This window comes from Streptomyces sp. NPDC057136, from assembly GCF_042670885.1.
GTDB lineage: Bacteria > Actinomycetota > Actinomycetes > Streptomycetales > Streptomycetaceae > Streptomyces.
The window spans coordinates 104,442-130,377 of the sequence record NZ_JBHUUV010000013.1; the positions used below are offsets into that span (position 1 = coordinate 104,442).

General features: G+C 69.8%; 22 protein-coding genes and 1 pseudogene. 13 read left to right on the forward strand and 10 right to left on the reverse strand.

Features of this window, described 5'->3' with window-relative positions:
* The first annotated feature begins 183 nt into the window (after positions 1–183).
* Entirely contained in the window at positions 184–852 is a 669-nt protein-coding gene (locus ACFT7S_RS18190; RefSeq protein ID WP_382732739.1) for a methyltransferase domain-containing protein, read from the forward strand.
* Between the two features lie 724 nt (positions 853–1,576).
* On the opposite strand, the gene ACFT7S_RS18195 is transcribed toward ACFT7S_RS18190, so the two are convergent.
* Positions 1,577–3,532: an amino acid transporter gene (locus ACFT7S_RS18195; protein ID WP_382732740.1), complete on the reverse strand. Its 1,956-nt coding sequence runs from the start codon at positions 3,530–3,532 to the stop codon at positions 1,577–1,579.
* 611 nt (positions 3,533–4,143) lie between these two features.
* On the opposite strand from ACFT7S_RS18195, the gene ACFT7S_RS18200 reads away from it, so the two are divergent.
* Both ACFT7S_RS18200 and ACFT7S_RS18205 read left to right on the forward strand, forming a co-directional pair.
* The gene (locus ACFT7S_RS18200) at positions 4,144–5,979 is read left to right on the forward strand and encodes an APC family permease (protein ID WP_382732742.1); all 1,836 of its coding nucleotides are present in this window, start codon (positions 4,144–4,146) and stop codon (positions 5,977–5,979) included.
* 110 nt (positions 5,980–6,089) lie between these two features.
* Entirely contained in the window at positions 6,090–6,845 is a 756-nt protein-coding gene (locus tag ACFT7S_RS18205; RefSeq protein WP_382732744.1) for a DUF4118 domain-containing protein, read from the forward strand.
* A gap of 185 nt (positions 6,846–7,030) precedes the next feature.
* Here ACFT7S_RS18205 and ACFT7S_RS18210 read toward each other — a convergent pair whose 3' ends face one another.
* A complete protein-coding gene (locus ACFT7S_RS18210) occupies positions 7,031–9,280 on the reverse strand; it encodes an MMPL family transporter (protein ID WP_382732746.1) in 2,250 nt (749 codons plus the stop codon).
* Between the two features lie 298 nt (positions 9,281–9,578).
* Between ACFT7S_RS18210 and ACFT7S_RS18215 the strand changes: the two genes are divergently transcribed.
* From ACFT7S_RS18215 to ACFT7S_RS18240, 6 genes are all read left to right on the forward strand, one after another.
* Complete coding sequence (locus tag ACFT7S_RS18215; protein ID WP_382732748.1) at positions 9,579–10,112, forward strand: hypothetical protein; 534 nt, start codon at positions 9,579–9,581, stop codon at positions 10,110–10,112.
* A gap of 99 nt (positions 10,113–10,211) precedes the next feature.
* Positions 10,212–11,045 carry a DUF4097 domain-containing protein gene (locus ACFT7S_RS18220; protein WP_382732750.1) on the forward strand — a complete coding sequence of 278 codons (834 nt, stop codon included), beginning with the start codon at positions 10,212–10,214 and terminating at the stop codon, positions 11,043–11,045.
* A gap of 253 nt (positions 11,046–11,298) precedes the next feature.
* Positions 11,299–11,934, forward strand: a complete 636-nt coding sequence (locus ACFT7S_RS18225) for a cytochrome P450 (RefSeq protein WP_382732752.1) — start codon at positions 11,299–11,301, stop codon at positions 11,932–11,934.
* A gap of 220 nt (positions 11,935–12,154) precedes the next feature.
* Positions 12,155–12,679, forward strand: coding sequence for a hypothetical protein (locus ACFT7S_RS18230; RefSeq protein WP_382732754.1), 525 nt, complete (start codon positions 12,155–12,157; stop codon positions 12,677–12,679).
* A 573-nt stretch (positions 12,680–13,252) separates the two neighbouring features.
* Positions 13,253–13,606, forward strand: a complete 354-nt coding sequence (locus ACFT7S_RS18235; protein WP_382732756.1) for a DUF4333 domain-containing protein — start codon at positions 13,253–13,255, stop codon at positions 13,604–13,606.
* Between the two features lie 180 nt (positions 13,607–13,786).
* On the forward strand, positions 13,787–14,074 hold the full coding sequence (locus ACFT7S_RS18240; protein ID WP_382732758.1) for a DUF4277 domain-containing protein: 288 nt from the start codon (positions 13,787–13,789) through the stop codon (positions 14,072–14,074).
* A 289-nt stretch (positions 14,075–14,363) separates the two neighbouring features.
* Here the strand turns inward: ACFT7S_RS18240 and ACFT7S_RS18245 are convergent, their stop codons facing one another.
* The 3 genes from ACFT7S_RS18245 to ACFT7S_RS18255 form a co-directional block, all read right to left on the reverse strand.
* Positions 14,364–15,473 carry a PP2C family protein-serine/threonine phosphatase gene (locus ACFT7S_RS18245; protein WP_382732760.1) on the reverse strand — a complete coding sequence of 370 codons (1,110 nt, stop codon included), beginning with the start codon at positions 15,471–15,473 and terminating at the stop codon, positions 14,364–14,366.
* 478 nt (positions 15,474–15,951) lie between these two features.
* On the reverse strand, positions 15,952–16,353 hold the full coding sequence (locus ACFT7S_RS18250; protein ID WP_382732761.1) for an SHOCT domain-containing protein: 402 nt from the start codon (positions 16,351–16,353) through the stop codon (positions 15,952–15,954).
* Positions 16,354–16,444: 91 nt separating this feature from the next.
* Positions 16,445–16,945, reverse strand: a complete 501-nt coding sequence (locus tag ACFT7S_RS18255) for an NUDIX hydrolase (protein ID WP_382732763.1) — start codon at positions 16,943–16,945, stop codon at positions 16,445–16,447.
* 548 nt (positions 16,946–17,493) lie between these two features.
* Here ACFT7S_RS18255 and ACFT7S_RS18260 point away from each other — a divergent pair.
* A complete protein-coding gene (locus ACFT7S_RS18260) occupies positions 17,494–17,928 on the forward strand; it encodes a VOC family protein (RefSeq protein WP_382732765.1) in 435 nt (144 codons plus the stop codon).
* 108 nt (positions 17,929–18,036) lie between these two features.
* On the opposite strand, the pseudogene ACFT7S_RS18265 reads toward ACFT7S_RS18260, so the two are convergent.
* The 3 genes and pseudogenes from ACFT7S_RS18265 to ACFT7S_RS18275 all read right to left on the reverse strand — a co-directional run.
* Positions 18,037–18,684: pseudogene (locus ACFT7S_RS18265) on the reverse strand (SPFH domain-containing protein); the annotation flags it as partial.
* Between the two features lie 56 nt (positions 18,685–18,740).
* Positions 18,741–19,538, reverse strand: a complete 798-nt coding sequence (locus tag ACFT7S_RS18270; RefSeq protein WP_382732767.1) for an SDR family oxidoreductase — start codon at positions 19,536–19,538, stop codon at positions 18,741–18,743.
* A gap of 228 nt (positions 19,539–19,766) precedes the next feature.
* Complete coding sequence (locus ACFT7S_RS18275) at positions 19,767–20,402, reverse strand: TetR/AcrR family transcriptional regulator (RefSeq protein WP_382732769.1); 636 nt, start codon at positions 20,400–20,402, stop codon at positions 19,767–19,769.
* Positions 20,403–20,564: 162 nt separating this feature from the next.
* Here ACFT7S_RS18275 and ACFT7S_RS18280 point away from each other — a divergent pair, with 162 nt between their 5' ends.
* The gene (locus ACFT7S_RS18280) at positions 20,565–21,437 is read left to right on the forward strand and encodes a phosphatase PAP2 family protein (protein ID WP_382732771.1); all 873 of its coding nucleotides are present in this window, start codon (positions 20,565–20,567) and stop codon (positions 21,435–21,437) included.
* On the forward strand, positions 21,434–22,396 hold the full coding sequence (locus ACFT7S_RS18285; RefSeq protein WP_382732773.1) for a hypothetical protein: 963 nt from the start codon (positions 21,434–21,436) through the stop codon (positions 22,394–22,396). The genes ACFT7S_RS18280 and ACFT7S_RS18285 overlap by 4 nt, the downstream gene beginning before the upstream one ends.
* A gap of 29 nt (positions 22,397–22,425) precedes the next feature.
* On the opposite strand, the gene ACFT7S_RS18290 is transcribed toward ACFT7S_RS18285, so the two are convergent.
* Positions 22,426–22,968, reverse strand: a complete 543-nt coding sequence (locus ACFT7S_RS18290; protein ID WP_382732775.1) for a PadR family transcriptional regulator — start codon at positions 22,966–22,968, stop codon at positions 22,426–22,428.
* Between the two features lie 34 nt (positions 22,969–23,002).
* Positions 23,003–25,018, reverse strand: coding sequence for an FAD-dependent oxidoreductase (locus tag ACFT7S_RS18295; RefSeq protein ID WP_382732777.1), 2,016 nt, complete (start codon positions 25,016–25,018; stop codon positions 23,003–23,005).
* Positions 25,019–25,217: 199 nt separating this feature from the next.
* On the opposite strand from ACFT7S_RS18295, the gene ACFT7S_RS18300 reads away from it, so the two are divergent.
* The gene (locus ACFT7S_RS18300; protein WP_382732779.1) at positions 25,218–25,745 is read left to right on the forward strand and encodes a DoxX family protein; all 528 of its coding nucleotides are present in this window, start codon (positions 25,218–25,220) and stop codon (positions 25,743–25,745) included.
* Positions 25,746–25,936 lie beyond the last annotated feature (191 nt).

The window sequence follows — 25,936 nt, forward strand, 5'->3', positions numbered from 1 at the left end:
CCGCGTCGGCGTACGCCGCCCCGTCCGCATCTCCAGCAGGCCCGGGTACAGAGGGAGCAGTGGCCAGCGGCCGGAACTTCGTGCGTGCCATGGAGCCACCTCAATGTTCTTCGAGATGCTGAAGCTCCACAGTTGAAGACGCGAGCCCGCCAGTAGGCCGTCGCACACTCCTATCATTGGCTGATGCGCGCTCACCATATTGACCGCCCAGCCGATCTCGACGTGGTCCGTGAGTCCTATGACCGCGTGGCCGACAACTACGCCCACATGGTGGTGACGACGGGAGTCGGCGACATCCGTAGCCATCCATGGCTCAAGGCATCGATCGACGCCTTCGCTGACACCGTGAGCGAGCTTGGGCCTGTCCTCGACGTCGGCTGCGGACCCGGAACGGTGACCGCCTACCTTGCCGAACGCGGACTCGACGTGTCCGGGGTCGACCTCTCCCCTCGCATGATCGAGAACGCGCGCCGTCTTCATCCTCAATGCCGCTTCAGCGTCGCCTCTGCCACCGACCTCGACCTTGGTGAAGCGTCCCTTGGCGGCGTGCTCGGGTGGTGGTCACTGTTCAACCTCCCCCGTGACGTCCTTCCTCAGGTTCTCACCCTGTTCGCGCGCGCCCTGAAGCCAGGCGGACACCTCATCACCGCAACACACGTCGGCGACGAAGACGCGGTGCGCACCGAGGCCTACGGAGGTGTACCCGTTCGTTGGACGACACACAAATGGCGGCCGGAACAACTCGTGGACCTGATCGAGCAGGCTGGACTGCGCCCGGTCGCCGAACTTCGGCTCCCTGCAGATGAGCAAAGCGGGCCGGGTCTGGTCGTCATGGCCAAGCAACCCGGCTGAGAATCAGGCGCCGGGAGCGGCACAGGGCCCCGTGCCGGGCAAGGCTCCTCCGGAGGGTCGCGACGCCGGTTGAACGTGCTTTCTACCAGTCACAGGCGTGGCGAGCCTACGGAACTACGACCACACACCGTCACCGGTTTGTTCGTTCTCGCAGAGAACTGGCGATAGTTGAATATGCGAGCCCACCAGTACCAAGGCCGCACTCCCAGTCCCAGTTGGCCGCACGTGCCCTGACGCTGAAGCGGGTGGCGGTCACGGACGCCTCGCATCTGGAGCGGCTGCACAGCATGACCCGCTTCGTCCTCCGACGACGTCGTCCAACAGGTGCGGCACGAACTGATCGAGGTGCTGGAGCTGCGGGCGTGCCGTTTCGAGTACGGCACGCTCATCGGGCCTCCGCCGCTGCGCGCCATCGTCCATGGGCGGTACCAGGGCCGCTTCATATTGACCCCGATACTGGCTCCGTACCGCCGCCGCCGGAGGCGCGGTTGGTCGCCGTACCGACCTGGCGGCTCAGGCAGCCGCCGCGCTGGTCGACGCCCGGGTCAGTGCAGGACCGAGATCGTCAAGGTCGGAAGGAGCGTCAGACCCACGTCAAGGCCTTCGGACGGTGGCCGAAACCACAGCCCCCTCCGCTGCTGTGCCTGCTCCAGGCCGGCCAGAGGTTAGCGGTGTCGGAGCGCGGGCGAGCATTCGCAGTCGAGCCTCTTCGTTCCGGGGACCCTCAGCCGACGTGGACGCGGGGGCGGCGGTCGCGGTCCGGTTCCGCCTCGCGCAGGACTTCGCGGGTGACGGGGGCGACTTCGCCCTGGCCGAGGAGGAAAAAGCGGAAAAAGTTGGCGATGGGGTTGCCCTCGGTCCACTCGAAGTAGATGTGGGCGCGGATGCCGGTGAGGTCGCGGGAGTGGAGGAGGAGGGCGGCCAGCGCGTTGGGGATGGAGGAGCTCTCCACCGTCAGGACGCGGTAGCGGTCGTGCAGGACCTCGCCGCGTACCGTCAGCTCGGCCTCGAACTCGGAGGGGTCGGTGACCGTGACCTCGACGAAGACGAAGTCCTCGGTGGTGGGGAGGTCGTTGTCGGCGCGGATCTGCTCGATCTTGTCGCGGTACTCGGCGATGTCGCGGCGGTCGGGCTCGTTGGCGATGAACCGGGCCGTGCGGTGCGAGATGTCGCGGACGAACCGTTCGGCGGTCTCGTCCAGCTCGACGTGGGTGACGCGCAGTTCGAAGAGGCGGCCGAGGCGGGAGAGCAGGGAGATGAGCATGATGCCGGCGATGAAGCAGGCACCGATCTTCACGCCGTCGGGGCGCTCGATGACGTTGAGGACGGTGGTGTAGAGGAAGACCGCCGAGATGACGGCGAAGCCGATGGTCCAGCCGCGCTGGCCGGCCTTGCGGGCTGCGATCGTCACCGCGATGGCGGCGGAGGAGATCAGTACCAGGACGCCGGTGGCGTACGCGCCGCCCTGGGCGTCGACGTCGGCGTCGAAGATCCAGGTCACCAGGAACGCGACCAGAGTGAAGACGATGACCATGGGCCGCACGGCGCGGGCCCAGTGCGGGGCCATGCCGTAGCGGGGAAGGTAGCGGGGCATCAGGTTGAGCAGTCCGGCCATGGCCGAAGCCCCGGCGAACCACAGGATCGCGATGGTCGAGACGTCATAGACGGTGCCGAAAGTGTTGCCGAGGTACTCGTGCGCGAGGTAGGCGAGTGCGCGGCCGTTGGCGTCGCCGCCGGACTCGAACTCCTCGTGAGGGATGAGGACGGTGGTGATGAAGCTGGTGGTGATCAGGAAGACGCTCATGATCAGCGCGGCGGTCGTCAGGAGCTTCTTGGTGTCCCGGATGCGACCGGTGGGCTTCTCCTCGGTGTCACCGGGGTCGCCCTTGACGTGCGGCATGACGGCGACGCCGGTCTCGAAGCCGGAGAGGCCGAGGGCAAGTTTGGGGAAGACGAGCAGGGCCACACCGACCATGGCGAAGACGTTGCCGTGTTCGGCGGTCAGGGCCGTGCTCCAGTCGGTGACGACGTGGCCCTCGGTGATCACGTGCCACAGGCCGTTGACCACGACGACCACGTTCAGGGCGAGGTAGATCCCGACGAGGACGACGGCGACGCCGATGGCCTCCAGGAAGCCCTTGAGGAACACCGCGCCGAGCAGCGCGATCAGCACGAGGGTGATGAGCACCTGCTTGTTGTGGAGGGCTTCCTCCAGGTGCGGGTTCTCGATGAGGTGGGTGGAGGCGTCGGCTGCCGACAGCGTGATGGTGATGAGGAAGTCGGTGGCGGCGAAGCCGAGGAGAGTGAGGACGAAGAGCTTGCCCTTCCAGAAGGACAGCAGCCGCGACAGCATCGCGATCGAGCCCTCGCCGTGCGGGCTCTCCTCGGCCACCCGCCGGTACACGGGAAGTGCGCCGGCCAGGGTGACGATCACGAGGACGATCGTCGCGACGGGCGAGAGGAGCCCGGCTGCCAGGGCGGCGATGCCGGGCTGGTAGCCGAGGGTGGAGAAGTAGTCGACGCCGGTCAGGCACATCACCCGCCACCAGCGCTGCCCCTGATGCCCGGACTCCGGGGCTGACTCCTTGGGGCGGGAGGGTTTGCCCTTCCCCATGTCGGAGAGGCCCTCCAGCATCCATGCGCGCAATCGTCCGGTGCGCGCGTCCTTCGTGGATGTCATGGGGGTACTCCTGCGCTGCTGCTGGATGAGGGGTGCCGTCCATCGTGCGGACGGCCGGGCCAGCGTAAGCAACGCGTCAAGGACCGATCGGGGCGGGCGCGTCAGGAGAGCGTCAAGATGCACCGGTCGGGCTCATCCGTACCGCCCGCCGACCGAGGGTGTCGTCGCTCTGGGAGACCGGGACGCAGACGCGTGTGTCCGAGGCAGCCGAGTTGCTCGTGCCCGATTCCGGGGCACCGGCAGTGAGGTCATGGGCGGTGGACGAGCTCGATCAGGACGGCCGCGAGGAGGAGCCAGGCGCCTACGCCGAGCAGCCACACGGTGCCGTAAGACGCCGAGGAGCTGACGGGCAGAGGCCAGGGCAGCGAGCGACAGCGACATGCGTCGCATGCGGCTGTCGGCGGGTGTCCGCCCGCTGTTCCGGTTCATGGCATGACCCGTAGCCCCCTCGGGCCCCAACGGGGGCTCGGTGACCGGCGGGTTCCTGAAGGCTCGCGTCAAGAAGGAGTGAAGAGAGCGCCGTCGGGCGCGAAGAACCCGCCAGGAGCCGCAGGGAGCACCCAGACCGGGGCACACCCTGAGCAGACCTGAGTACGAAGGAGCCCACCCGCATGTCCGCTCTGACCACCGAGAACGGTGCCCCGCCCGCTGCCGAGGAGCCCCCGGATACCGGCCGCCACAAGTTGACGGCCGCCACCGGGCTCGCCGCGCTCTCGCTCGACGCGATGGCCTCCGTGGCGTACGGCCCCGAGGCCATCGTCCTGGTTCTCGCGGCGGTCGGCGGATACGGCCTCGGTTTCACGCTTCCGGTCACCCTGGCCATCGCGGGCCTCCTGGCCGTCCTTGTCGCCTACTACCGGCAGGTCATCGCCGCCTTCCCGGACGGCGGCGGTTCCTACGCGGTGGCCAGGACGCACCTCGGCCGTCGCACCAGCCTGGTCGCGGCGGGTTCGCTCGTCCTGGACTACGTCCTGAACGTCGCGGTGGCCGTGACGGCCGGTGTCGCCGCCCTGACCTCCGCGTTCCCCGAGCTGTACGGCGACCGGTTGTGGATATGCCTGGCGGTCCTCGTTCTGGTCACGGGCGTGAACCTGCGGGGCATCGTCGACTCGGCGCGCGCGTTCATCGTCCCGACCGCCGTCTTCATCGGCGCGATCCTGGTGCTGATCGTCGTCGGCCTGTTCCGCGACGGCCCGGTCTCCACAGCTGCGTCCGCCGGCCACGCCTCCGTCCTCGCCGACAACGCCACCACCGTGGGTGCCCTGCTCCTGCTGAAGGCGTTCGCCTCGGGCTGCTCGGCCCTCACCGGCGTCGAGGCCATCGCCAACGCTGTGCCGTCGTTCCGCGCCCCGGCGGCCCGGCGGGCGATGCGTGCGGAGCTCGCGCTCGGCGCGCTGCTCGGTGTGATGCTGATCGGCCTGTCCGTACTGATCTCCCGCTTCGGGCTCCAGCCGGTCGAGGGTGTCACCGTCCTCGCTCAGCTCGCCGACGCCTCCCTCGGCCACAACTGGGGATTCTTCGTCATCCAGTTCGCCACCGTGGTGCTGCTCGCGCTCTCCGCGAACACCTCCTTCGGTGGCCTGCCCGTCCTGCTGAAGCTGCTGGCCCGCGACAACTACGTGCCGCACGTCTTCGGCCTCAAGGCAGACCGCCAGGTCCACCGTCACGGCGTCGTCTGGCTCGCGCTGGTCTCCGCCGCGCTGCTGGTCTTCTCCGGCGGTGACACCAACACCCTCGTCCCGCTCTTCGCGATCGGCGTCTTCGTCGGCTTCACCATCGCCCAGACCGGCATGGTCCTGCACTGGCGACGCGAGCGCGGACCCAAGTGGGCCGCGAAGGCCCTGCTCAACGGCCTCGGCGCCGTCCTCACCGGCGTCTCCGCAGTCGTCGTCACCGCCACCAAGTTCCACGACGGAGCCTGGCTCATCGTCATCGCCCTACCGGCTCTCGTCCTCGCCTTCGAGGCCGTCCACCGCGCCTACGGGCGTATCGGCGAGCGCCTCGGCGTCGGCCGTATCCCCGCACCGCCGCACCGCGAACGCTCACTCGTCCTGGTCCCCGTCTCCTCCCTGACCCGCCTCACCAGCGAGGCCGTCACCGCCGCCGTCTCCTTCGGCGACGAGGTCCGCGCCCTCATGGTCTGCCACCCGGACCCCGAGGACCGGCAGGCCACCGAGGCCCTGGAACGCGACTGGGCCCGGTGGAACCCCGGCGTCCCCCTCGTCCGGCTCCCCTCCGAGCGCCGTTCCCTCGGCCGGCCCATCACCGCGTACGTGCGAGGCCTGCGGACGACCGAACCGGGTACCCGGGTCACCGTGCTCATCCCGGAGGCCGAACCCGAGCACCTCTGGCAGCGCGCCCTGCAGAACCAGCGGGGCGCGGTCGTCGCCCATGCCGTCCGCCGCGACACGAACGCCGTCGTGTGCCGGCTCCGCTTCCGTTGCTGACCGTCAGGGATCCGTCAAAGACCCCTCCGCCCGGTGCCACCCACACCGCACCGGGCGGAGGCTGGACGTGTCGGAGGGATGCCGGGGGGCTGGATCCTGCGAGGTGGATCATGAGTTTTCCGCTTCGGGACACGGCCGCCGTCGCCGCCGGAGCCCTGGCACCGTTTGCAGCGGCTCTTGTGCTGATGCCGCTGCGGACGTCCGTCACGCACACCAATCTCGCGCTGCTGCTCGTGGTCGTGATCGTGGCCGTGTCGGCGTTCGGCAACCGGTTTGCCGGCGCGCTCGCCGCCCTGTCGGCCTCCGCATGGTTCGACTTCTTCCACACTGAGCCGTACCAGAGCTTCCACATCCAGGACCGGGCCGACATCGAGACCGCTGTGCTGCTCCTGGTCGTCGGCCTGATCGTGTCCCAGCTGGCCGCGCGCGGCCGGACGATGAAGCGGATCGCGGTCACGGACGCCACGCACCTGGAGCGGTTGCATGGCACGACCCACTTGGCCCGCTTCAGTACGTCCTCCGACGACGTCGTCCAACGGGTGCGGCACGAACTGGTCGAGGTGCTGGAGCTGCGGGCGTGCCGTTTCGAGTACGGCACGCTCATCGGGCGTCTGCCGCGGCTGGACCCGGACGGGACGGTGAAGGTGGCCGGCTGGATCTGGGACCTGGAGCGGCAGGGCTGGCCGGAGGGGGAGATCGAACTGCGCGCTATCGTCCACGGGCGGTACCAGGGCCGCTTCCTGCTGACCCCCGAACCTGGCTCCGTACCGCCGCCGCTGGAGGCTCGGCTGGTCGCCCTCGACCTGGCGGTTCAGGCCGCTGCCGCGCTGGACGACGACGGGGTCAGGACAGGCCCGAGATCGTGAAGACCGAGTGGGCGGTGTCCCGTTCGACGCGGTGCGCGAGCCGGTCGAGGTCCCGCATGCCTCCCGGAGGGTGCCGTTCTGTACGGTCCGCCGGGTCCACAGGCTCCGGTCGGGCACGCGGTTGCCGTACGCGGCCGGCCCAGCGGCGCCGAGCCGCTGGGCCTGACCACGGTCAACCCGGGTCGCTAGTCGACCAGTTCATGTTCGCGGCGCGTAGGCGCCACCCGTCCGGCCGGGGCCGTGCGGGAGAGCTTCTCGCCCTCGACGTCGAGGTTGGGAAGCAGCCGGTCGAGCCAGCGTGGCAGCCACCAGGCGGACTTGCCGAGCAGGGCGAACAGGGCGGGGACGATTGTCATGCGGACGATGAAGGCGTCGAAGAGCACCGCGGCCGCGAGGCCGAAGCCGATCATCTTGATGAAGTCGTTGTCCTCCACGATGAAGCCGGAGAACACGCTGATCATGATGGCGGCGGCTGCGGCGACCACCCGGCCGCTGTAGCGGAAGCCGGTGACGACGGCCTCGGCGGGCCGCGCCCCGTGGACGTACGCCTCCCGCATGCGGCTCACCAGGAACACCTCGTAGTCCATGGCGAGGCCGAATACCACACCGATCATGAAGATCGGCATCGTGCTCATGATCGGGCTCGGCTGGTCGACGCCGAAGACGTCGGCGAGCCAGCCCCATTGGAAGACCGCGACGACGGCGCCGAGCGCGGCGGTCACCGAGAGCAGGAAGCCGAGCGCGGCCTTGAGGGGCACGAGGACCGAGCGGAAGACCACCATCAGGAGCAGGAACGCCAGGCCCACGACCAGGCCGAGATAGGGAAGCAGCGCGTCGTCGAGGGTCTCGGAGAAGTCGATGAACATCGCGGTCTGGCCGGTGACCAGGACCTCGGCGCCGGTGTCGGCCTGGAAGCCGTCGGCGAGGGAGCGCAGGTGGCGCACCAAGTCCTCGGTCGCGCCGTCGGTGGGGCCGGTGGCCGGGACGACGTTCAGGATCGCGGTGTCGCCGGCCTCGTTGGGCGTGGCCGGGGTGACGGTGGCGACGCCGTCCTGGTCGGCGATTCGCTTGGCGACGGTGTCGGCCGCGGCGGCCGCGTCCTGGCCCTCCACGGTGATCATCAGCGGCCCGTTGAACCCGGCACCGAAGGACTCCGAGAGCATGTCGTAGGCCTTGCGCTGGGTGGTGTCGGGGGCCATGGTGCCCTCGCCGGGCAAACCGAGCTCCAGGCTGGCGGCGGGCACGGCGACCGCGCCGAGGCCGAGGATGGCCAGGAGCAGTACGGCGACGGGGTGGCGCAGGATGTAACTGGCCCAGCGGGAGCCGAGGTTGGCCTTGCGCCGGGCGTCCTTCTCGGCGCGCTTGGTGGCCTTGCGCTGCTGGCGGGCGCTGAGCGGCTTGTCGGAGAACTGCTTGCGGTCCCGGCGGCGAAGGACCTTGACCGGCGCGAAGCCGAGCAGCGCCGGCACGAAGGTGAGGGCGACGAGGACGGCGATGGCGACGGTGCCCGCGGCGGCCAGGCCCATCTTGGTGAGCATCGGGATGTTCACCACGGCCAGGCCCGCGAGGGCCACGATGACGGTGAGCCCGGCGAAGACGACCGCGGAGCCCGCGGTGCCGACCGCCCGTCCGGCGGCGTCGGCGCGGTCGCGGCCCTCGGTGAGCTCGGTGCGGTAGCGGGAGACGATGAACAGGGCGTAGTCGATGCCGACGGCGAGGCCGAGCATCATCGCCAGGGTGGAAGTGGTGCTGGACAGGCCGAGGGTGGCGCCGAGCGCCGTGATCGCGGAGAGGCCGATGCCGACGCCGATGAGGGCCGTGAGCAGGGGCATCCCGGCGGCGATCACCGAGCCGAAGGTGAGGACGAGGACCACGGCGGAGACGAGGATGCCGATCTTCTCGCCGGTGCCGCTCATCGCGGCGTCGATCTTCACGGCGTCGCCGCCGGCCTCCGCGGTCAGACCGCCGTCGCGGGCCTTGGCCAGTGCGTCGTCGAGCGCATCGTGCGTCTTGTCGCCGATCTTGGCGGCGGGGACCTTGTAGGTGGCGATGGCGTAGGCGGTGGAGCCGTCCTTGCTCACCGCCTTCGTCCTGAACGGGTCGCTCACCGAGGCCACCTGCGGGGACTTCTTCAACTGCGCGACCAGCGCCGCGACGTGGGCCTTCTGTACGGGGGCGGAGATCTTCTCGCCCTCGGGTGCGCGGACCACGACCCGGGCACTCGCGCCGTCGGCGCTCGCGTCCGGGAACTTCTTCTCCAGCAGGTCAAAGGCCTTCTGCGACTCCGTACCGGGCATCGAGAAGGTGTCGGCGGGCGGCGCCGGGGCGGCGGAGGCGGCGAAACCCGCACCGCAGAAGATCACCACCCACAGCAGCGCCATCAGCCATCGCCGCCGGAAGGCGAGACGGCCCAGTTTGTAGAGGAAGGTAGCCACGGCTGGGAACTCCTGTCGGTGGGTTGGAAAGGCCGAAATGCACACGGCCGAGCGGGGTGCGGCAGCGGGACGGGGAGCGGCCTCACTAATGGCGCCAGACCGGCGGTGCGGTGACGCCAGACCCGTCGCTCGAGTGGTGCCACCATGGCACCGCCACTGTGTCACCGCAAGTCACCTCACCGTCAATGCGGCTCCACGACACAGCGATGTGAGGAAGAAGGCCCAGGTCAACGCCGTAGATGTCAAAGGGAAGCCAATCTGGCTCGCCGTGGCGTAATTGCTGTGCCATGATGGCGTCATGGACCTCACGCCTTACATCGACAACCTCCGGCAGGAGCTGGCCGTCGCCGCGGACGCCGGCGGGGACGACGCCCGCGCCCTCGCCGAGCGGCTGACCGCCCCCCTGGAATCCGCCGCCCGCCTGACCCTCCTGAACGCACTGTCGGACGCCATGGACGAGGTCACGCGGGAGCTGGCGCCGGGCTCGGTCGACGTGCGGCTGCGCGGACTCGACCCGGAGTTCGTGGTGACGGCGCCGCCCGCGCCGGAGCGGTACGAGGAGGACGAGCCGGCGCCGGCCGCCGCGTGGACGCCCGCACCGTCCGCCGCCCCGGCCGACGGGGACGACGGCGCCACAGCCCGGATCAACCTCCGGCTCCCCGCCCACCTCAAGACCAAGGTCGAGGACGCCGCCGGGAAGGAAGGCCTCTCGGTCAATGCCTGGCTGGTGCGGGCCGTCTCCACCGCCCTGGAACCCGCCGCCGAGCCGCGCCGGCCCGGGCCGGACAGCCGCTCCACGGGGCACAAGGGCTACACCGGCTGGGTCCGCTGACTCGTACGCCCCGGCCCGCACCCACTTCCGCTTCACCCTGCACCGACGCCCCGCCCGACCGGCGGGAACACCCATCAGAGCCAAGAGGACGGGACAGCCATGCCTACTTTCGAAACCCCCGAAGCCATTACCGCCACCCTCGAGTTCGAGATGGGCTCCCTGTGGATCACCGCGGGCAAGCGCCTGGACACGGTCGTCGAAGTGCGGCCGACCACCGACGACAAGAAGGACGTCCTGGCGGCGGAGCAGACCAAAGTCAGCTGCTCCGGCGGCCGGCTGACGGTCACGGGGCCCAATAAGCGCTCTCTGTTCGGCAAGAGCGCATCGGTCGACATCACCGTCGAGCTGCCGGCCGGGTCCGAGATCCGGTGTAAGTCCCCGATGGTGAACGTCACCGTCGAGGGAGACGTTGCGGACTGCAGGATCCAGACCGGGATGGGCGACATCCAGGTGGAGAACGCGGCCAGTGCCCACCTCAAGACCGGTCACGGCGATATCCGCGTGGCGAGCGTGGCAGGCGATGCCGAGATCCGCGGCTCCGGCCGGGTCCAGGTCGGCCGGATCGGCGGCGGGGCCACCGTGAAGAACTCCAACGGCGAGTCCACGATCGACGAGGTCGTCGGCGAGCTGCGGGTGGGCTCGTCCAACGGCGCGGTCGTGGTCGGACTCGCCCACGACTCGGTCGAGGCCAAGTCCGCCAACGGCTCCGTCCGGATCGGCGAAGTGGTACGCGGCAAGGTCACGCTGCGGACCTCCGCCGGGAACATCGGGGTCGGCATCCGCGAGGCCACCGCCGCCTGGCTCGATGTGCACACCGGCGCCGGCGCCGTACGCAACTCGCTCGGCCCGTCCGACGGCCCCGGAGCCTCCGAGAACACCGTCGAGGTCCGCGCCCACACCGCGGCCGGCGACATCGAGATCCACCGCGCCTGAGGCCACAGATGCCTGAGCACACCTGCTACCGGCGCCTGCTCACCGGTAGGTTCACCGTCCGCCGCATGCGTCAACTTGTGGCGTGAGCCGAGCAGTTCACCACCGAGTGCCTGAACGCCATGGAGCAGGTCGGGCCCACGGTCGACCTGTTGGAAGCGTTTGCGTAGCCCGAGCCCGAGCCCGAGCCCGAGCCCGAGCCCGAGCCCGAGCTCATGATCTGCGAGCTGCTCGGCGTGCAGTACGCCGCCCGGGAGTGCTTCGCTTCCAGAGCCAGGTGGCGACCATCTTCGACCAGACGGCGGATGTGGAGGCGAAGGGCGAGGCCGATATGGCGCTGCTCCAGTACGTGAACGAACTGTTCCTCGCCAAGCGCGCCGAGCCCACCGACGACCTGCTCAGTGATCTGACCACCTCCGACCTCACAGACGGGGAGCTGGACGGACTGGGCGGGCTGCTGCTCGCCGCCGGGCTCGACACCACCGCGAACATGCTCGGCCTCGGAACCTTCGCCCTGCTGAGCAACCCCGACCAGCTCGAGGCCCTGCGCGCCGACCCCGCGCTCGCCGAGCAGGCCGTGGAGGAGCTGCTGCGCTACCTCAGCGTGGCCGACCCGCCGGCGCGGTCGGCGCACGAGGACGTGGAGGTGGAGGGCGAACTCATCAGGGCGGGCGAGACGGTGACCATTTCCGTGCAGGCCACCAACCGCGACCCGCACATGTTCCCCGACCCCGACCGGCTCGACATCCACCGCAAGGCCACCGGGCACCCTGCGAACCCGTCCGCCACGCCGCCCCGGCCCCGGGCTCGGCACACAGCAGCGCGTCGGTCAGCTCGAGCAACGTGTCCGCCCTCCTGGTCATGGACGCGACATCTCCGCACGGAAGGCTGACAGCAGCCCAAACGGCTCCCGCGTGACACGGACGCGGCATCCGCAACGCGCCCTGGCGCGCACCGAAGCTGCGCCGACGCTGACCTGCACATTCACGACTCCTTTCACGCCGTGGCGCCATTCGCAACGCGGATGGCGTCATGTGCGGCTCACAGTGGCACCATAGATGTGCCATAATGACGTCATGGGCGGCACGGTGGGCCATCAAAGGAGTTGGATCATGGAGACAGCACAGAGCCAGCAGCAGGCGGCACCCGGCGCCTTCACCGCCTTCGCCCGCTTCGTGCTCTGCGGCGGCGGGGTGGGGCTCGCCTCCAGCTTCGCCGTGGCGGGCCTCGCCTCCTGGATTCCCTGGGTCCTGGCCAACGCCCTGATCACCGTGGCCTCCACGCTTCTCGCCACCGAGCTGCACGCCCGCTTCACCTTCGGCGCGGGCGGCCGCGCGACCTGGCGCCAGCATGCGCAGTCGGCCGGGTCCGCGGCGGCCGCGTACGCGGTGACCTGCGTGGCGATGCTTGTCCTGCAGCAGCTGTTGGCGGCGCCCAGCGCGGTGCTCGAGCAGGTCGTCTACCTGTCGGCCTCCGCCCTCGCCGGTGTCGCGCGGTTCGCGGTGCTGCGCCTCGTCGTCTTCGCGCGGAGCCGCTCGCAGGCTGCGGCCACCGTCCGCACCGCCCGTCCCGTGCACGCGACCGTGGCCCGCGCCTCGGCCCCGACCGGCCCCGCAGTGCTCTGCCGCGCCGCCTGACGGTTCCGCCGGGCGGCGTCCCGCGCGGGCCGGCGGGCGGAAGACGCCCGATAGGCCACGGGTTTGTAACTCCGGAGCTGGCCGCCCGCCGAGGGCGCGCAGTCGCAGCACCTCAACGGCACCTGCACCGCGGGAACCGTCGCCGCGCTGCACAGGTCAGACTGTTGAGGCGGAGCTGAGTCTGAGGTAGCGGCTGAACGAGAACCGGCTCCGCGGGCGACCACGAAGGCTGTGGGGACTGGCTGCGGCTGGACCCGGACTTCGCGGGTCGTTGATTCGTATGGTGTGACCGGTCCGGGGGTGTCCCGGGCCGGTGGTGTGGCGTTGGTCGGGGTGTGTCGATGACTTCCCGGTCCCTGCGGCCACGGTCTGAGCGTCAGCGCCTCGAAGTGGTGGTGACGTCCGGTGGAGAAGCGTCTAGGTGTTCTGCCTGTCGCTGCCGAGTTTCTGCGCCGGCTGGATGCAGCCGGGATCGTCGATGAGGTGTGTCCGGGCGGTGCGAGTGCGCGCCTGACGCACGGACAGTAGGCTTCCGGCCACTTGTTATTTTGATCATCCGGAATGGAGCCCACCATGACCATAGCCCGCTTGTCCGCAGCAACTTGGAGCCTCTCGGCCGTAGCCGCCGGCGTGCTGCTCGTCGGCTGCTCGGGCTCCGTCAGCGTTGGAAACTCCGAGCCAAAACTGTCCAAGGACAAGCTGGCCACCACAGTCGCCGAAAAGCTCGCCGCCACAACGGGCCAGCCGACGCCAGACGTTGCCTGTCCCGAGGATCTCGTCGGGAAGGTCGGCAACACCACCCGTTGCACGCTCACAGCGGATGACGGCAGCACCGTGGGCGTGTCGGTCACCGTTTCCTCTGTCGCTGGAGACCAGATCAACTTCGACATCAAGGCCGACGACACAGCTTCCCCGGCTGCGAACTGACAACTGAGCCTTTCCGACCTACCTCCTCGCGAGTGAAGATCGTTTACGCCGTTTCCGGTGGAGTCGAGGTCTGGCCGTGTCCGGTCCGGGGGCGGATGTGTTGACCGGGGTGTGAAGAAGTCTTCCCGGTCCCCGCGGCCGCGGACGGTGCTCCCGCGCATGGAATGTGTGGTCACCTCCGTGGTGGAGAAGCGTCTGGGTGCTCTGCCTGTTGCTGCCGAGTTCCTGTGCCGGCTGGATGTGACCGGGACCGTCGACCGGCTGTGCCCGGGCCGTGACATCGCCCATGTGACGCACGGGCAGGTCGTCGAGGTGCTTGTGGCCAACCGGCTGACCGCGCCCGCGCCCTTGTGGCGAGTGGGTCGCTGGGCCCGGGAATGGGCGGCGGAGGAAGTCTTCGGGATTGAGGCGGAGCTGCTCAATGACGACCGTCTGGCGCGGCCCTGGATGCCATCGCCCCACACCTGAGGGAGCTCACCGGGCGGCCAGAAGGTGCGACCCACCGGCCGGATGATCCTCTACCACCTGTCCGACCTGAGGCTACGGATCGGCAGCGCCACCGACCCACCCGTCATCGCCCGGGACATCCAGCTCCACCTGCTCGACCTCCTCGGCCTGGAACCCACACACCCGCTGGCCAGAGACCTGAACGAACTGCCCGCGAAGTACGGAGCTAGACCGGCGCCTGGTATGTACCCCCACAGGCATGCCGATCATCTGGGCACTGGCCAACCCGAAGATCGGCCTCCGCTTCACATCATGTCGGCGTGGGTAGGCGCTCAATCGCGATCATGGCGGCGTCGTCGCCCAACCGTCCGCCGACGTGGTCGAGCAGATCATGCCGGAGGCGATTCAGGAATGCGTGGGGGTTGTTCTCGGTCCAGCCCGTGATTCGCTCGGTGAGTGCATAGAAGGCACCGGTGGAGTCGCGGGCCTCGATTACTCCGTCCGTGTAGAGCAACAGGAGGTCTCCTACCTCGAACGTGAATGTGTCGATGTGGTAGCGAGGGTGCGTCAGTTCGCCGAGGCCTAGCGGAGGAGCGGGCTGGGAGGCATCGATCGTCAAGGTACGGCCATTGCGCAGCACGACCGGGGACGGGTGCCCGCAGCTGATCATGTGGACCCTGCTGCCCTGGTCGGGGATATCCAGAATGGCGGCGGTGATGAAGGTCTCTCCGGACTGATCCGTCTCTCCGGGTTCAGACAGGCTCCAGCACACGCTGCCGTCGAGATAGGTAACCAGCTCGGCCAGAGTCGCCTGGCGGTGGGCGGCGGCCCGGAACGCGCCGAGTAGCAGGGCGGCGTCACCGACGGCGGTCATGCCTTTGCCCCGAACGTCGCCGATGATCAGGCGGGTGCCGGAGCTGGCGCGTACGGCCGCATACAGGTCACCGCCGATCTGCGCCTCGGCCTCGGCAGCAAGATAGAGAGAAGCGACCTGCAGCGGCCCGATCCGCTTTGGTAGCGGCGGTAGGACGACGCGCTGGGCGGTCTCGGCCACGTACCTCACTTGCGTCAGTTCATGCGCACGGCGCTCCCGCAATACGCAGAAGATCACGAGGCTCGATCCGACCAGGACCAGGGCGGCGATCTGGGCCTGGTGGTTCGCTGAGAACAGTTCGTCGCGATCGCGCAGCACCGCGACGACCGCCTGAGCCGCCACCGCGAGGGCGGCAACGAGCCCCGTCCCCCATGGGCCGGCGAACGAAGCAGTGATCGCTGGTGCTGCGACCAGCAAGGGACCCAGGTGGATATCGGGCGGGGCAAGAACGTCGACCACGACGACCGCCACGATCAGCGCGATCGGGACGGCCGCCAGCCCACGGCCACCTCGCGCCGACCATCGAGGACCGACGAAGCGATGCAACACTCCTCCTCTCTACACCTGTCCTGCCCTACGCGCACCAGCAGGCAATCAAGGCCCAATTGCCCCCGGCACCCCGGCGACGGTGCTGGTGTTCGGGGTTGATGGCACGGAGGTTGTTGGGCGCGGCGAGCGCAGCGCGGGGTCACGCGGCGTGGGGAACCCGGCCAGGTCGAGGCCGGCGTGAACGGTGCCCATGCCGTCCGAGCCGAGGCGGTCGATGATGCGGTAGGGGCCGACCCGCTTGAAGTCACCAGGGCGGCTGGGCTGCACCCGCCCGCCGGGGGCGAGCAATGCTCGCGGCTGCTGCACTCAACTTACGCCCCCATTAAGCCTGTTATGTCCAAAAAATACCCCCGCCCCTCACTCCTGGAGTCAAGGGGTCGCAGGTTGAAATCGTGTCGTCCCGACTCGTAGGAGTCGTAAGCGAGAGGCCGTACCGGAGGAATCCGATACGGCCTCTCGGCGTGTCAGGAGTGGGTCAGACAAGCAGCTTTGCCTTCGCCTTCTCGTACTCCTCCGGGGTCAGATCGCCCTTGTCCTTCAGCTGGGCGAGCCTCGCCAGGTCCGTCACATGGCTCTTGCCGCCTTCGCCCTCGCTGCCGGCGGCCTGCCGCACGTACTGCTGGAAGGCGGCTTCCTGGTCCTTGGCCTGCTTCACGTCGCGTTCGCCCATACTCCGGCCCCTGGCGATGAGATAGACCAGCACGCCGAGATAGGGCAGGAGGATGACGAAGACCAGCCAGCCGGCCTTGCCCCAGCCGCTCAGCGAATGGTCTCGGAAGATATCCGTGACCACCTTGAAGAGCAGGAAGAACCACATCACCCAGAGAAACAGGTACAGCATGGTGAGGAAGACATTCAGGAGCGGGTAATCGTCCACAGGTGTACTCCGTTCGCCTGATTTGTCTCCTATTCATACATGCGTACCTGATGTCCTGCATCCCGGAGAGGCTGGGGGGCTGGCGTACGGGTCAATCGGCCCGGGGCGCCGTTCCGATGGGCAGCCGGTGCGCCGCCGGGTGCTTGATGGCGAGGTCCGGGCGCCATGCCGTCAGGACCTGCGCCGAGGGGTGGAACAGCGGCTCCGGGATCTCGTCGAGGCCGGTCCACCGCCAGGTGCTGATCAGCTCCGGCTCGGTCACCTCGGGGACTCCGGACCCCACCGTCACCACGGCCCCCATGGAGATGCGGTTGATGCCGCCGACCACATCGTGCAGCATCGCGAAGACCGTCACCGCGTTCTCGGAAACCTCTAGCCCGGTCTCCTCGCGCAGCTCCCTTGCGGCCGCGGCGGCGATGGACTCGTTCGTCGGGTCGACCTTGCCGCCCGGCAGCTCCCACGTACCGCTCCGGTGCCGGCCCAGCAGGATCCGGCCCTCCTGGTCCTGCACGATGACGCCCACGCCGAGCGCCGCCTGCGCCACCGGCGGACGGGTGTTGCGGGTATGACGGTCCACGGAATCAGTGGTCATGCTGCTCTGCTCCCTGCGCGTACGGGACGGGGGCGCCGTGCCCGGTGGGTCGGACGCGGCGCCCGGTGTCGTCAGTGGTCCTGCGACAGCGCGTACGGCTCGGCGAAGAGTCCGCCCGCGTGCGCCAGCTGTTCGAAGGTCCCTTCCTCCCGGATGCTGCCCTTGTCGAGGACGATGGTCCGGTCGGCCATCCTCACATTGTCCAGGCGGTGGGGGGACGACCAGGGTGATCCGGTCCGGCGCCATCCCGCGCAGCTCCGAGAAGATCTGGTGCTCGCCCCGGGCGTCCATCTTTATCTATAGCTGTCCAGTATCTGTCCGCGTCGGATGGCACGGCTGCCCCCAGGCACGTTAGGCACAACCCCGGTCAGCAGGTGGAAAATTGGTTGAGCCTCGGATGATCATGTGGCAGGCTCGCCAGCCTTGACCGAGGTCACCAAGTTGCACGACGACCGGGTGGACATCGATGCATCCCTGGTGGCGCGTCTGCTCTCCACGCGGCGATGACATCCGGGGTTTCGGTGAACAGCACGCGTTATGGAGGACTGATGGCATCGATCAAGCAGTTCCAAGTCACCTTCGACTGCGCAGAACCTGAGCGCCTCGCTCGTTTCTGGTGCGAGGTGTTGGGGTACGTCGTACCGCCGCCACCGGAGGGGTTTGCCACTTGGGGCGATTTCAAGCGCTCGCAGCCACCTGAGCAGCGGGATTCATGGTTCGCCTGCAGTGATCCCTCAGGGGTGGGCCCGCGACTGTACTTCCAGCGCGTCCCGGAAGGGAAGGCCGCCAAGAACCGGCTGCATCTTGACGTGCGGGTCGGCACCGGACTCGTAGGTAAAGAGCGCCTCGCCGCACTTGAGACCGAATGCGCACGACTGGTCCCGCTCGGCGCGGTACACGTGCGAACGCTGCTTGCCGATGGCACCAACGAGTCGTGCATCCCGATGCAGGACATCGAGGGCAACGAGTTCTGTATCGACTGAGGGGCCGCGAACGCGTCCTCGTTCTGTCCCCATGGACCAAGACGAAGAACCGCGCCCGACCTGTCAGGGCTCCGCAGCGCCTCCCGCATCGTCCGGCGATGGATCCCGTACCTTCGGGTCTTCCCTGCGGGCCAGTTCGATCTGGCTGGCGAGCTCGTTCTCGGCGATGGTCCGTTCGCGCTCGACCGCGACGGCCCGGCGTTCGTAGGTGGCCCGGTCGGCCTCCTGCTGGATCTGTTCCCGGGCCGGGGTCCGCAGCGCCCGCTCGACCTCCGCCTCGGGCCGGATGGCCACCACGCGCACGGCCGCGACGTCGATGCCGGTGTCGGGCAGGCGGGGTTCGGCGGCGAGGCCCGCGGCGACCCGTTCCCGTACCGCGGCGACGCCGTCCACGAGCGCGGCGGCGAGCGGCGTACGGGCCAGGGCGTCGAGCGTGTGCTGCTACGCGGTCTCCGTGAGCAGGGTGCCGATCTGCTCCAGTGGAGCTGCGCCAGGCGCCGGCGTCCGGGTCCACGGAGAAGTTGTCACGGTGGCCTGCACGGTGACGTCCTGGAAGTCGGCGGTGCGTGCGTGGAAGGCCATGGCGAGCTCGCGGTCGTCGACCGGCACCTCGGAGAGCGCCGCGGTCAGAGACCGGTGCCAGAAGCTGAGCCCCGTGCCGTCGTGGCTGAGCTTGCCGCGCTTGTGGTGGCGGATGTGCGCGGTGGGCGCGGAGCGCAGGAGGCGCCAGCCGAAGCGCCTGGTGATGTCGGCCATGCCCATCCCGTCCCCCTCATTCTCGTCACCTAGACGATAACGAGACGACTGTATCGTCAAGGGGACGAAAAGGGGTCTTGGGGTGTCTTTGCCGCGAGGTACCGGGCGGGCAGCTCCCCGCCGCCGTGCACCGCCAGATCGGCTCCGTTGACGTAGGCCGCCAGACCGCTCGCCAGATACAGGCAGGCGTGCGCGACGTCGTCGGGGGCGGCCATCCGCCGCATCGGGACGACTCCCGCCACGGCCGCCCCGCCGTCCTCGCCGTACACCTCTGCCGCGCCCTCGGTGCGGATGAGGCCGGTGGTGATGTGGTTGACGCGCACCCGAGGGGCCCACTCCAGGGCCAGGGCCCGGGTCAGCCCCAGCAGGCCCGCCTTGGCGGCCGTGTAGGCGGCGGTGCCGGGCTGCGGGGTGCGGGCGGCGACGCTGCCGATATTGATCACGCAGCCGCCTTCGTCCTGGCCCTGCATGACCCGGTTCGCGGCTTGCGCCACGTAGAACGGGGCGAGCAGGTTGAGGGCGACGATCTTCTCCACGAAGCGCGGGGAGGCGGTGGCCGCGTCCGCGGCGGGTGACCCGCCGGCGTTGTTGACCAGCACGTCCAGCCGGCCGAACCGGGCGACGGCCGTGTCCACGAGCGCCGCTGCCGCCGCCGGGTCACGGACGTCCGTCGCCCGGAACGCGCACCGCCGCCCGCCGCTGCCCGGCAGTGTGGCCGGTGTGCTCCGGCCGCATACGAGGACGTCCGCGCCCGCGGCGAGGAACGCCTCGGCGATGGCGGCGCCGATGCCCTTGGTTCCGCCGGTGACGATCGCTACGCGCCCGGTGAAGTCGATCGGGTTGCCGAAGTCCATGATCCGCCTCTGCCGCTGTCGCTCTACGTCGCTGTCCGGCCGTGGTGAATCTACCAACTGTTTGTTTGGTTAGAGGAGGGGGTGAGGTGGGAGGAATGACGCCGGGAATGCGGTCGGCCGGCGACCTCTGTCAAGGTCACCGGCCGACCGGACGGTGCGCCGCCCCCGTCCCCACGGTGCGGCGCGGGCGGGCCGTCGTCCTCCGCTGGGGACGACGGCCCACGTTCATCAGGCCCCGGGCGGGGCTGCCTCGGCTCCGATTCCCAGTGCGGGAAGGATCGAGCTTTCCACGAAGCGGGTGAGATACGCCGCATCGGCGTACCGCCCCTCCAGCAGGGGCCGGGCCCGCATGACGCCCAGGAGCTGCGTGGCCACGAACTCGGCCGCGGGGGCGTCCGCGGCGATTTCGCCGCGCTCCCGGCCGCGCTCGACCATGTCCTCGATCGCGGCGATCTGCGGCAGGATCAGTGCCTCGCGCAGGGCGCACAGCAGCTCGGGGCTCTGCAGGGCGGCATGGCTCAGCGCGTGCGACAGCGGGGTGTCACGCCCCGAGGCGGCGCCGATGGCCCGCGCGGCCTCCCGCAGGTCGCCCGCGAGCGAGCCCGTGTCGATGGGCGGAAGCAGCATGCGCCTGGTGCCGTGCAGGGCAGCCACGACCAGCTCCGGCTTGGAGCCCCACTGCCGGTAGAGCGTCGACTTCCCGCACCGCGTGCGGGAGGCGACTCCCTCCATGGTCAGCGACTCGTAACCGCTCTCCCGGATCAGATCCAGCACCGCCGCATAGAGCTCCTGCGCCCGCTCCGGCGTGATCTTCGATCGGCGGGATGTGGCTGCTGACTCCTGCGCGGCGTCGTGCGACGACATGTGCTTTCCCTCTCAGCGACGGTGCGACGAGGTCCTTCGGTACGCCAGTGTACCGATACGCGAGTGTTCCGATACGTTCGCGTATCGGTACACTGGCGTATCGATACGGCATGGACTGGGCCATGCCGCCGTAACAGCGCTTCGTCAGCAAAGGGGCACCGGGTGATGTACGCCCGCAGAGAGCCTGCAGAACGGGAGCCGGACACTTCTGCCCGACCGCCCCTTGTCCGCGAGCTTCTTCTCGTCGTAGGACTCTTCCTCGTCTACAAACTGGGCCGTCAGGCCGCGAACGGACATGTCGAGGAGGCGTTCCGCAATGCCGGACACGTCTGGGACTTCGAGCGCGCCGTGCGACTCCCCGGCGAAGGAGCGGTGCAGGGCCTGCTGCTGCACAGCGACACGCTGATCCAGGTGGCCAACACCTACTACGCGACCGTCCACTTCCCCGCCACACTGCTGTTCCTGGTGTGGCTGTACTGGCGCCGCCCCCGTCATTACGTCTGGTCGCGCCGCATCCTCGCCGTGCTCACCGGCGCCGCGCTCGCGCTCCACCTGCTGTTCCCGCTAGCCCCGCCCCGGATGCTGGACGCCGCCGCCCTCGTCGACACCGGTCAGGTGTACGGCCCGACGGTGTACGGGGACACGCCCGCGACCGACTCCATGGCCAACCAGTTCGCCGCGATGCCCTCGCTGCACTTCGGCTGGGCCGTGATGGTCGCCGTCGGCCTGATCGTCGCCACCCGCTCCCGGTGGCGCTGTCTGTGGCTGCTGCATCCCGCGGCCACGCTGCTCGTCATCGTTGGCACCGCCAACCACTACTGGCTGGACGCCATCGTCGTATCGGCACTGCTCGCCGTCGCCTTCGCCGCGCTCCGGCTGCCGCAGCCCACCCGGGCCCGGGTCCACCTCCCGTGGCCCTCCACCGCCGGAACGGTGTCCGGTGTGCCCGCGCCCGCCGCGGCGGGGATGGTCGCGTCCGGCATCGCGGCGCCCAGTGGGGCGGCGGCGCTCGCCCTGTCCGGAGGCCCGCGATGAACGCCACGCTCATCGCGGTCGCGCTGTCCCTCGTCTCCGCCGTGGCCTACGCGCTGGCCGCCGTCGCGCAGGCCCGGCTCGCCGGACGCACCGAACCGTCCGACGGGGTGTTGCGCATGCTGGGCCGGGGCGCCTGGTGGTCGGCGGTCGGTCTGAACGCGGGAGGCGCACTGCTGCACGTGGTCGCGCTGAAGTACGGTCCGCTGACGCTGGTCCAGCCGCTGGGGGCGCTCACTCTGGTCGCCGCGGTCCCGCTCGGCGCGCGTTCCGCGGGGCGCCGGGTCACCCGTACCGAATGGCGCGGCACGATCCTCACCCTGCTCGGCCTCGGCGCGCTGCTGCTCGCCGCGGGCGGCGGTGCCGCGCACCAGACGCTGACTCTGCCGGAGGCGCTCGGTGTGGGAGGGGCGACGATGGCGATCGTCGCCGTACTCGGCCGGCCCGGGACCCGGCCGGGCCTGCGTCACGCGACGGCGGCCGGTATCACGTCAGGTGTCGCTTCGGCGCTCACCCAGACACTCACCGTCGCCGTCACCGACCACACCACGGGGCCGCTGATCAGCTGGCGGCTGGTGACCGTCGCGCTGTTCATCTCGGTCTTCGCGATGGGAGGTCTGCTGCTGGCCCAGATCGCGTTCCGGGGCGGCCTCGGCGCCCCGCTGGCGGTCGTCACTCTGGCCAACCCCGTGGCCGCCGCAGCCGTCGGCATGGCCCTGCTCGGGGAACGGCTCCATGGCGGGGCGATCAGTCTGATTCCGGCCCTGCTCGGCACCGCGGCTGCCGTACGCGGTGTGATCCTGCTCAGCAGGGCCACCGCGGAGGCCACTGCGCCGACCCCGGCGGCCACCACATCGCCGGCCGCCCCCACGCCGTCGAGGGTGATCATCGGCAGCCCCCGCGCGCTGGACCGGCAGCCGCTCGCCGCCGACGCGATGACCTCTTCGGTGGGCGGCGCCTAGGCCTGTCCGGCGATCCTGTCCGGCGGGCCTCAGTCCTCGGTGAGGATCGGTTCGTCGGCGAGGGCCCTGGTCAGCCAGCCGATCCAGAAAGTCTCCATATCGATTCCGCCGCGCAGCACCAGATGCCGCAGCCGGTCCTCGTCGGCGGTCCGCTCGGGCGGGAAGTCCCGCTCCTCGATCCGCAGATACTCCTCCAGCTGGTGCCGGTGCAGTGCGAGATGGCGGCGCAGTTCGGCACCCAGCCCCTCCGCCCCGACGACCGCTGCCGCCCGCATGCGCAGCAGCAGCGGATCGCGGACCGGCCGCGGGTCCTCGGGGAGAGCGACCCAGGCCGCCAGCTCCTCGCGACCCGCGGGCAGGACCTCGTACTCCTTCTTCTGCCCACGGGCCGGCTGAGCCGACGGCAGGGCCCGGATCTGCCCGGACTGCTCCAGTTTCCCCAGCTCGCGATAGATCTGCTGATGCGTGGACGACCAGAAGTAGCCGATCGACCGGTCGAACCTGCGCGTCAGCTCCAGCCCCGACGACGGCTTCTCGAGCAGGGCGGTGAGGATCGCGTGCGGGAGTGACATGGAGTGCATCCTAGGGAGGGACGGGCCCGGCGGGTCACAGGGCGGCGGCGAGCTCCGTGCCCTGGCGGATCGCCCGCTTGGCGTCCAGCTCGGCCGCCACGTCGGCGCCGCCGATCAGGTGCACCGAGCGGCCTGCGGCGACCATCTCCTCGTACAGCCCGCGACGCGGTTCCTGGCCCGCGCACAGGACCACGGTGTCGACGGCCAGCACGTGCTGCTCGCCGTCCACGGTCAGGTGAAGGCCCTCGTCGTCGATGAGGTCGTAGGACGCGCCCGCGATCATGGTGACGCCGCGGTGGCGCAGTTCGGTGCGGTGGATCCATCCCGTGGTCTTGCCGAGACCGGCCCCGACCTTGCTCGCCTTGCGCTGGACGAGGTGCACGGTGCGCGGCGGCTTCGGCCGCTCGGGGGCACGGAGCCCGCCGCGGTCCGCGTACGAGGTGTCGACGCCCCACTGCCGGAAGAACACCTCGGCGTCCAGCGAGGCCGCGTCGCCGCCGTCCGTGAGGAACTCGGCGACATCGAAACCGATACCGCCCGCCCCGACGATCGCGACCCGGTCGCCGACCGGCGCCCCGTCCCGCAGTACGTCCAGGTAGTTGACCACGCTGGGGTGGTCCACGCCCGGTATCGCGGGGGAGCGGGGCTCCACCCCGGTCGCGACAACGACCTCGTCGAAGGCTTCGAGCAGCTCTGCCGTGGCCTGTGTGCCGAGCCGGACCTCGATGCCCTGCTCCCTCAGGCGCGTACGGAAGTAGCGCAGGGTCTCGTTGAACTCCTCTTTGCCGGGGACGCGGCGCGCCACATTGAGCTGGCCGCCGATCTCGTCGGCCATGTCGAACAGCGTCACCGCGTGCCCGCGCTCCGACGCCGTGACCGCACAGGCCAGACCGGCAGGACCGGCGCCGACGACGGCGACGTTCTTACGGGTCCGGGTCGGGATGAGCACCAGCTCGGTCTCGTGACAGGCGCGCGGATTGACCAGGCAGGAGGTGATCTGGAGGCTGAAGATGTGGTCCAGGCACGCCTGGTTGCAGCCGATGCAGGTGTTGATCGCGTCGGCGCGGTCCGCCGCCGCCTTGGCGACGAAGTCGGGGTCCGCGAGGAACGGCCGTGCCATCGACACCATGTCCGCCCGGCCAGAGGCCAGGATCTCCTCGGCGACCTCGGGGGTGTTGATGCGGTTGCTGGTCACCAGGGGTACGGAGACGGCGCCGCGCACCTTTTCCGTCACCCAGGTGAAGGCGCCGCGCGGCACCGACGTGGCGATGGTGGGGATGCGTGCCTCGTGCCAGCCGATCCCGGTATTGATGATCGTGGCACCGGCCGCCTCCACTGCGCGGGCCAGTTGGACGACCTCTTCCAGCGTGGAGCCGCCGGGCACCAGGTCCAGCATCGAGAGCCGGTAGATGAGAATGAAGTCGGTGCCGACGCGCTCGCGGACACGGCGCACGATCTCCAGGGGCAGCCGGATGCGGTTCTCGTAGCTGCCGCCCCAGCGGTCGGTGCGGTGATTGGTGGCGGCGACGATGAACTCGTTGATCAGATAGCCCTCGGAGCCCATGATCTCGACACCGTCGTACCCCGCGCGCTGCGCCAGTTCGGCGGCCCGGACGAAGTCCTCGATGGTCTCCTCGACCTCGTCGTCGGTCAGCGCGTGCGGGGTGAAGCCGCTGATCGGGGCCTTGAGCGCGCTGGGTGCGACCAGGTCCGCGTGGTGGGCGTACCGCCCGAAGTGGAGGATCTGCATCGCGATCCGGCCACCGGCCTCGTGCACGGCGTCGGTCACCTGCCGGTGCTGGTCGGCTTCCGCCTCGGTCGTCATCTTCGCGCCGCCGGGGAAGGAGCAGGCGCGGGCGCTGGGCGCGATGCCACCGGTGACCATGAGGCCGACCCCGCCCCGTGCCCGGGCCGCGTAGAAGGCGGCCATGCGCTCGAAGCCGCGCTCGACCTCCTCGAGACCGATATGCATCGATCCCATGAGCACTCGGTTGGGGAGGGTGGTGAACCCGAGGTCCAACGGGCTCAGCAGTGTGGGGTACGGGCTCATCCGGTCGTCTCCTCGCGCAGTGTCGTCGAGCCAGTTGTAGACCAGTCGTACGTCATTGTGCAACAAGTTGCATAATGACGTACGTCGCACTGGTGGCGGGCGCGGTGCCCGTACGGCGTAGCCCGACCGCACCTGGACGGCCGGGTCCGGTGACAGTGGAGGCGTACTGATTCGCACCCCCACCTCCGGGAGACACCCAATGGTTTGCCTCAGTCGGCGTGACCTCGGCCTGCTCGTTCTGCGCGTCGGTACGGGCGCGGTCCTCGCCGCCCATGGCGCGCAGAAGCTGGCCGGCTGGTTCGGTGGTGGTGGCATCCAAGGCACCACGGCCGCCATGGAGGCCATGGGCTTCCATCCGCCCAAGCACAGCGCGGTCGCCGCCGGGCTCGGCGAGGCGGGTGGCGGTGTGCTGCTCGCCCTCGGCCTCGCCACTCCCGCGGCGGGTGCCGCCGCTGCCGGTGCGATGGCGGGCGCCGTCGCCGTGCACGCACCCGCGGGCTTCTTCGCGCAGGGCGGCGGATACGAGTACCCGGCATTCCTCGGCTTCACCGCCGCCGCGATCGGGCTCAGCGGCCCAGGCCGCTACTCCCTCGACGAGGTCACCGGACACGTCCTCGACCGGCTGTGGGTGGTGGCCCTCGCCTTTGCGGGCAGCGCGGCGGCCGCGGCGGTCGTCGTCGGCAAGAGGGCCAAGGGTCAGGCGGAGGGCCAGGACGACGAGGCGTAGTGCCCGAGCGCCCGGCGCGGAGGGTTCGGTGAGGAATGCCGCAGATGCGGGCAACGTGGGTGCGCGGGGCGGACCCTGAGGGGACGTTCTGCAGGGCCCCTCAGGACGTTTGTCCCGCCTTGTTCCTATGGCGAGGCCGTCCTCGCCGCGACCTTTGCCTCGATTCGCTCCCCTCGGTGAGGGGGGCGTGA

What these genes read in the sequence shown, in the direction of transcription:
- ACFT7S_RS18295 (WP_382732777.1), bottom strand. Translation starts at nt 25,018, where the DNA reads ATGAGCCCGTACCCCACACTGCTGAGCCCGTTGGACCTCGGGTTCACC.
- ACFT7S_RS18275 (WP_382732769.1), bottom strand. Translation starts at nt 20,402, where the DNA reads ATGTCGTCGCACGACGCCGCGCAGGAGTCAGCAGCCACATCCCGCCGA.
- ACFT7S_RS18190 (WP_382732739.1), top strand. Translation starts at nt 184, where the DNA reads ATGCGCGCTCACCATATTGACCGCCCAGCCGATCTCGACGTGGTCCGT.
- ACFT7S_RS18300 (WP_382732779.1), top strand. Translation starts at nt 25,218, where the DNA reads ATGGTTTGCCTCAGTCGGCGTGACCTCGGCCTGCTCGTTCTGCGCGTC.
- ACFT7S_RS18235 (WP_382732756.1), top strand. Translation starts at nt 13,253, where the DNA reads ATGACCATAGCCCGCTTGTCCGCAGCAACTTGGAGCCTCTCGGCCGTA.
- ACFT7S_RS18260 (WP_382732765.1), top strand. Translation starts at nt 17,494, where the DNA reads ATGGCATCGATCAAGCAGTTCCAAGTCACCTTCGACTGCGCAGAACCT.
- ACFT7S_RS18285 (WP_382732773.1), top strand. Translation starts at nt 21,434, where the DNA reads ATGAACGCCACGCTCATCGCGGTCGCGCTGTCCCTCGTCTCCGCCGTG.
- ACFT7S_RS18200 (WP_382732742.1), top strand. Translation starts at nt 4,144, where the DNA reads ATGTCCGCTCTGACCACCGAGAACGGTGCCCCGCCCGCTGCCGAGGAG.
- ACFT7S_RS18205 (WP_382732744.1), top strand. Translation starts at nt 6,090, where the DNA reads ATGAGTTTTCCGCTTCGGGACACGGCCGCCGTCGCCGCCGGAGCCCTG.
- ACFT7S_RS18215 (WP_382732748.1), top strand. Translation starts at nt 9,579, where the DNA reads ATGGACCTCACGCCTTACATCGACAACCTCCGGCAGGAGCTGGCCGTC.
- ACFT7S_RS18230 (WP_382732754.1), top strand. Translation starts at nt 12,155, where the DNA reads ATGGAGACAGCACAGAGCCAGCAGCAGGCGGCACCCGGCGCCTTCACC.
- ACFT7S_RS18270 (WP_382732767.1), bottom strand. Translation starts at nt 19,538, where the DNA reads ATGGACTTCGGCAACCCGATCGACTTCACCGGGCGCGTAGCGATCGTC.
- ACFT7S_RS18220 (WP_382732750.1), top strand. Translation starts at nt 10,212, where the DNA reads ATGCCTACTTTCGAAACCCCCGAAGCCATTACCGCCACCCTCGAGTTC.
- ACFT7S_RS18195 (WP_382732740.1), bottom strand. Translation starts at nt 3,532, where the DNA reads ATGACATCCACGAAGGACGCGCGCACCGGACGATTGCGCGCATGGATG.
- ACFT7S_RS18290 (WP_382732775.1), bottom strand. Translation starts at nt 22,968, where the DNA reads ATGTCACTCCCGCACGCGATCCTCACCGCCCTGCTCGAGAAGCCGTCG.
- ACFT7S_RS18255 (WP_382732763.1), bottom strand. Translation starts at nt 16,945, where the DNA reads ATGACCACTGATTCCGTGGACCGTCATACCCGCAACACCCGTCCGCCG.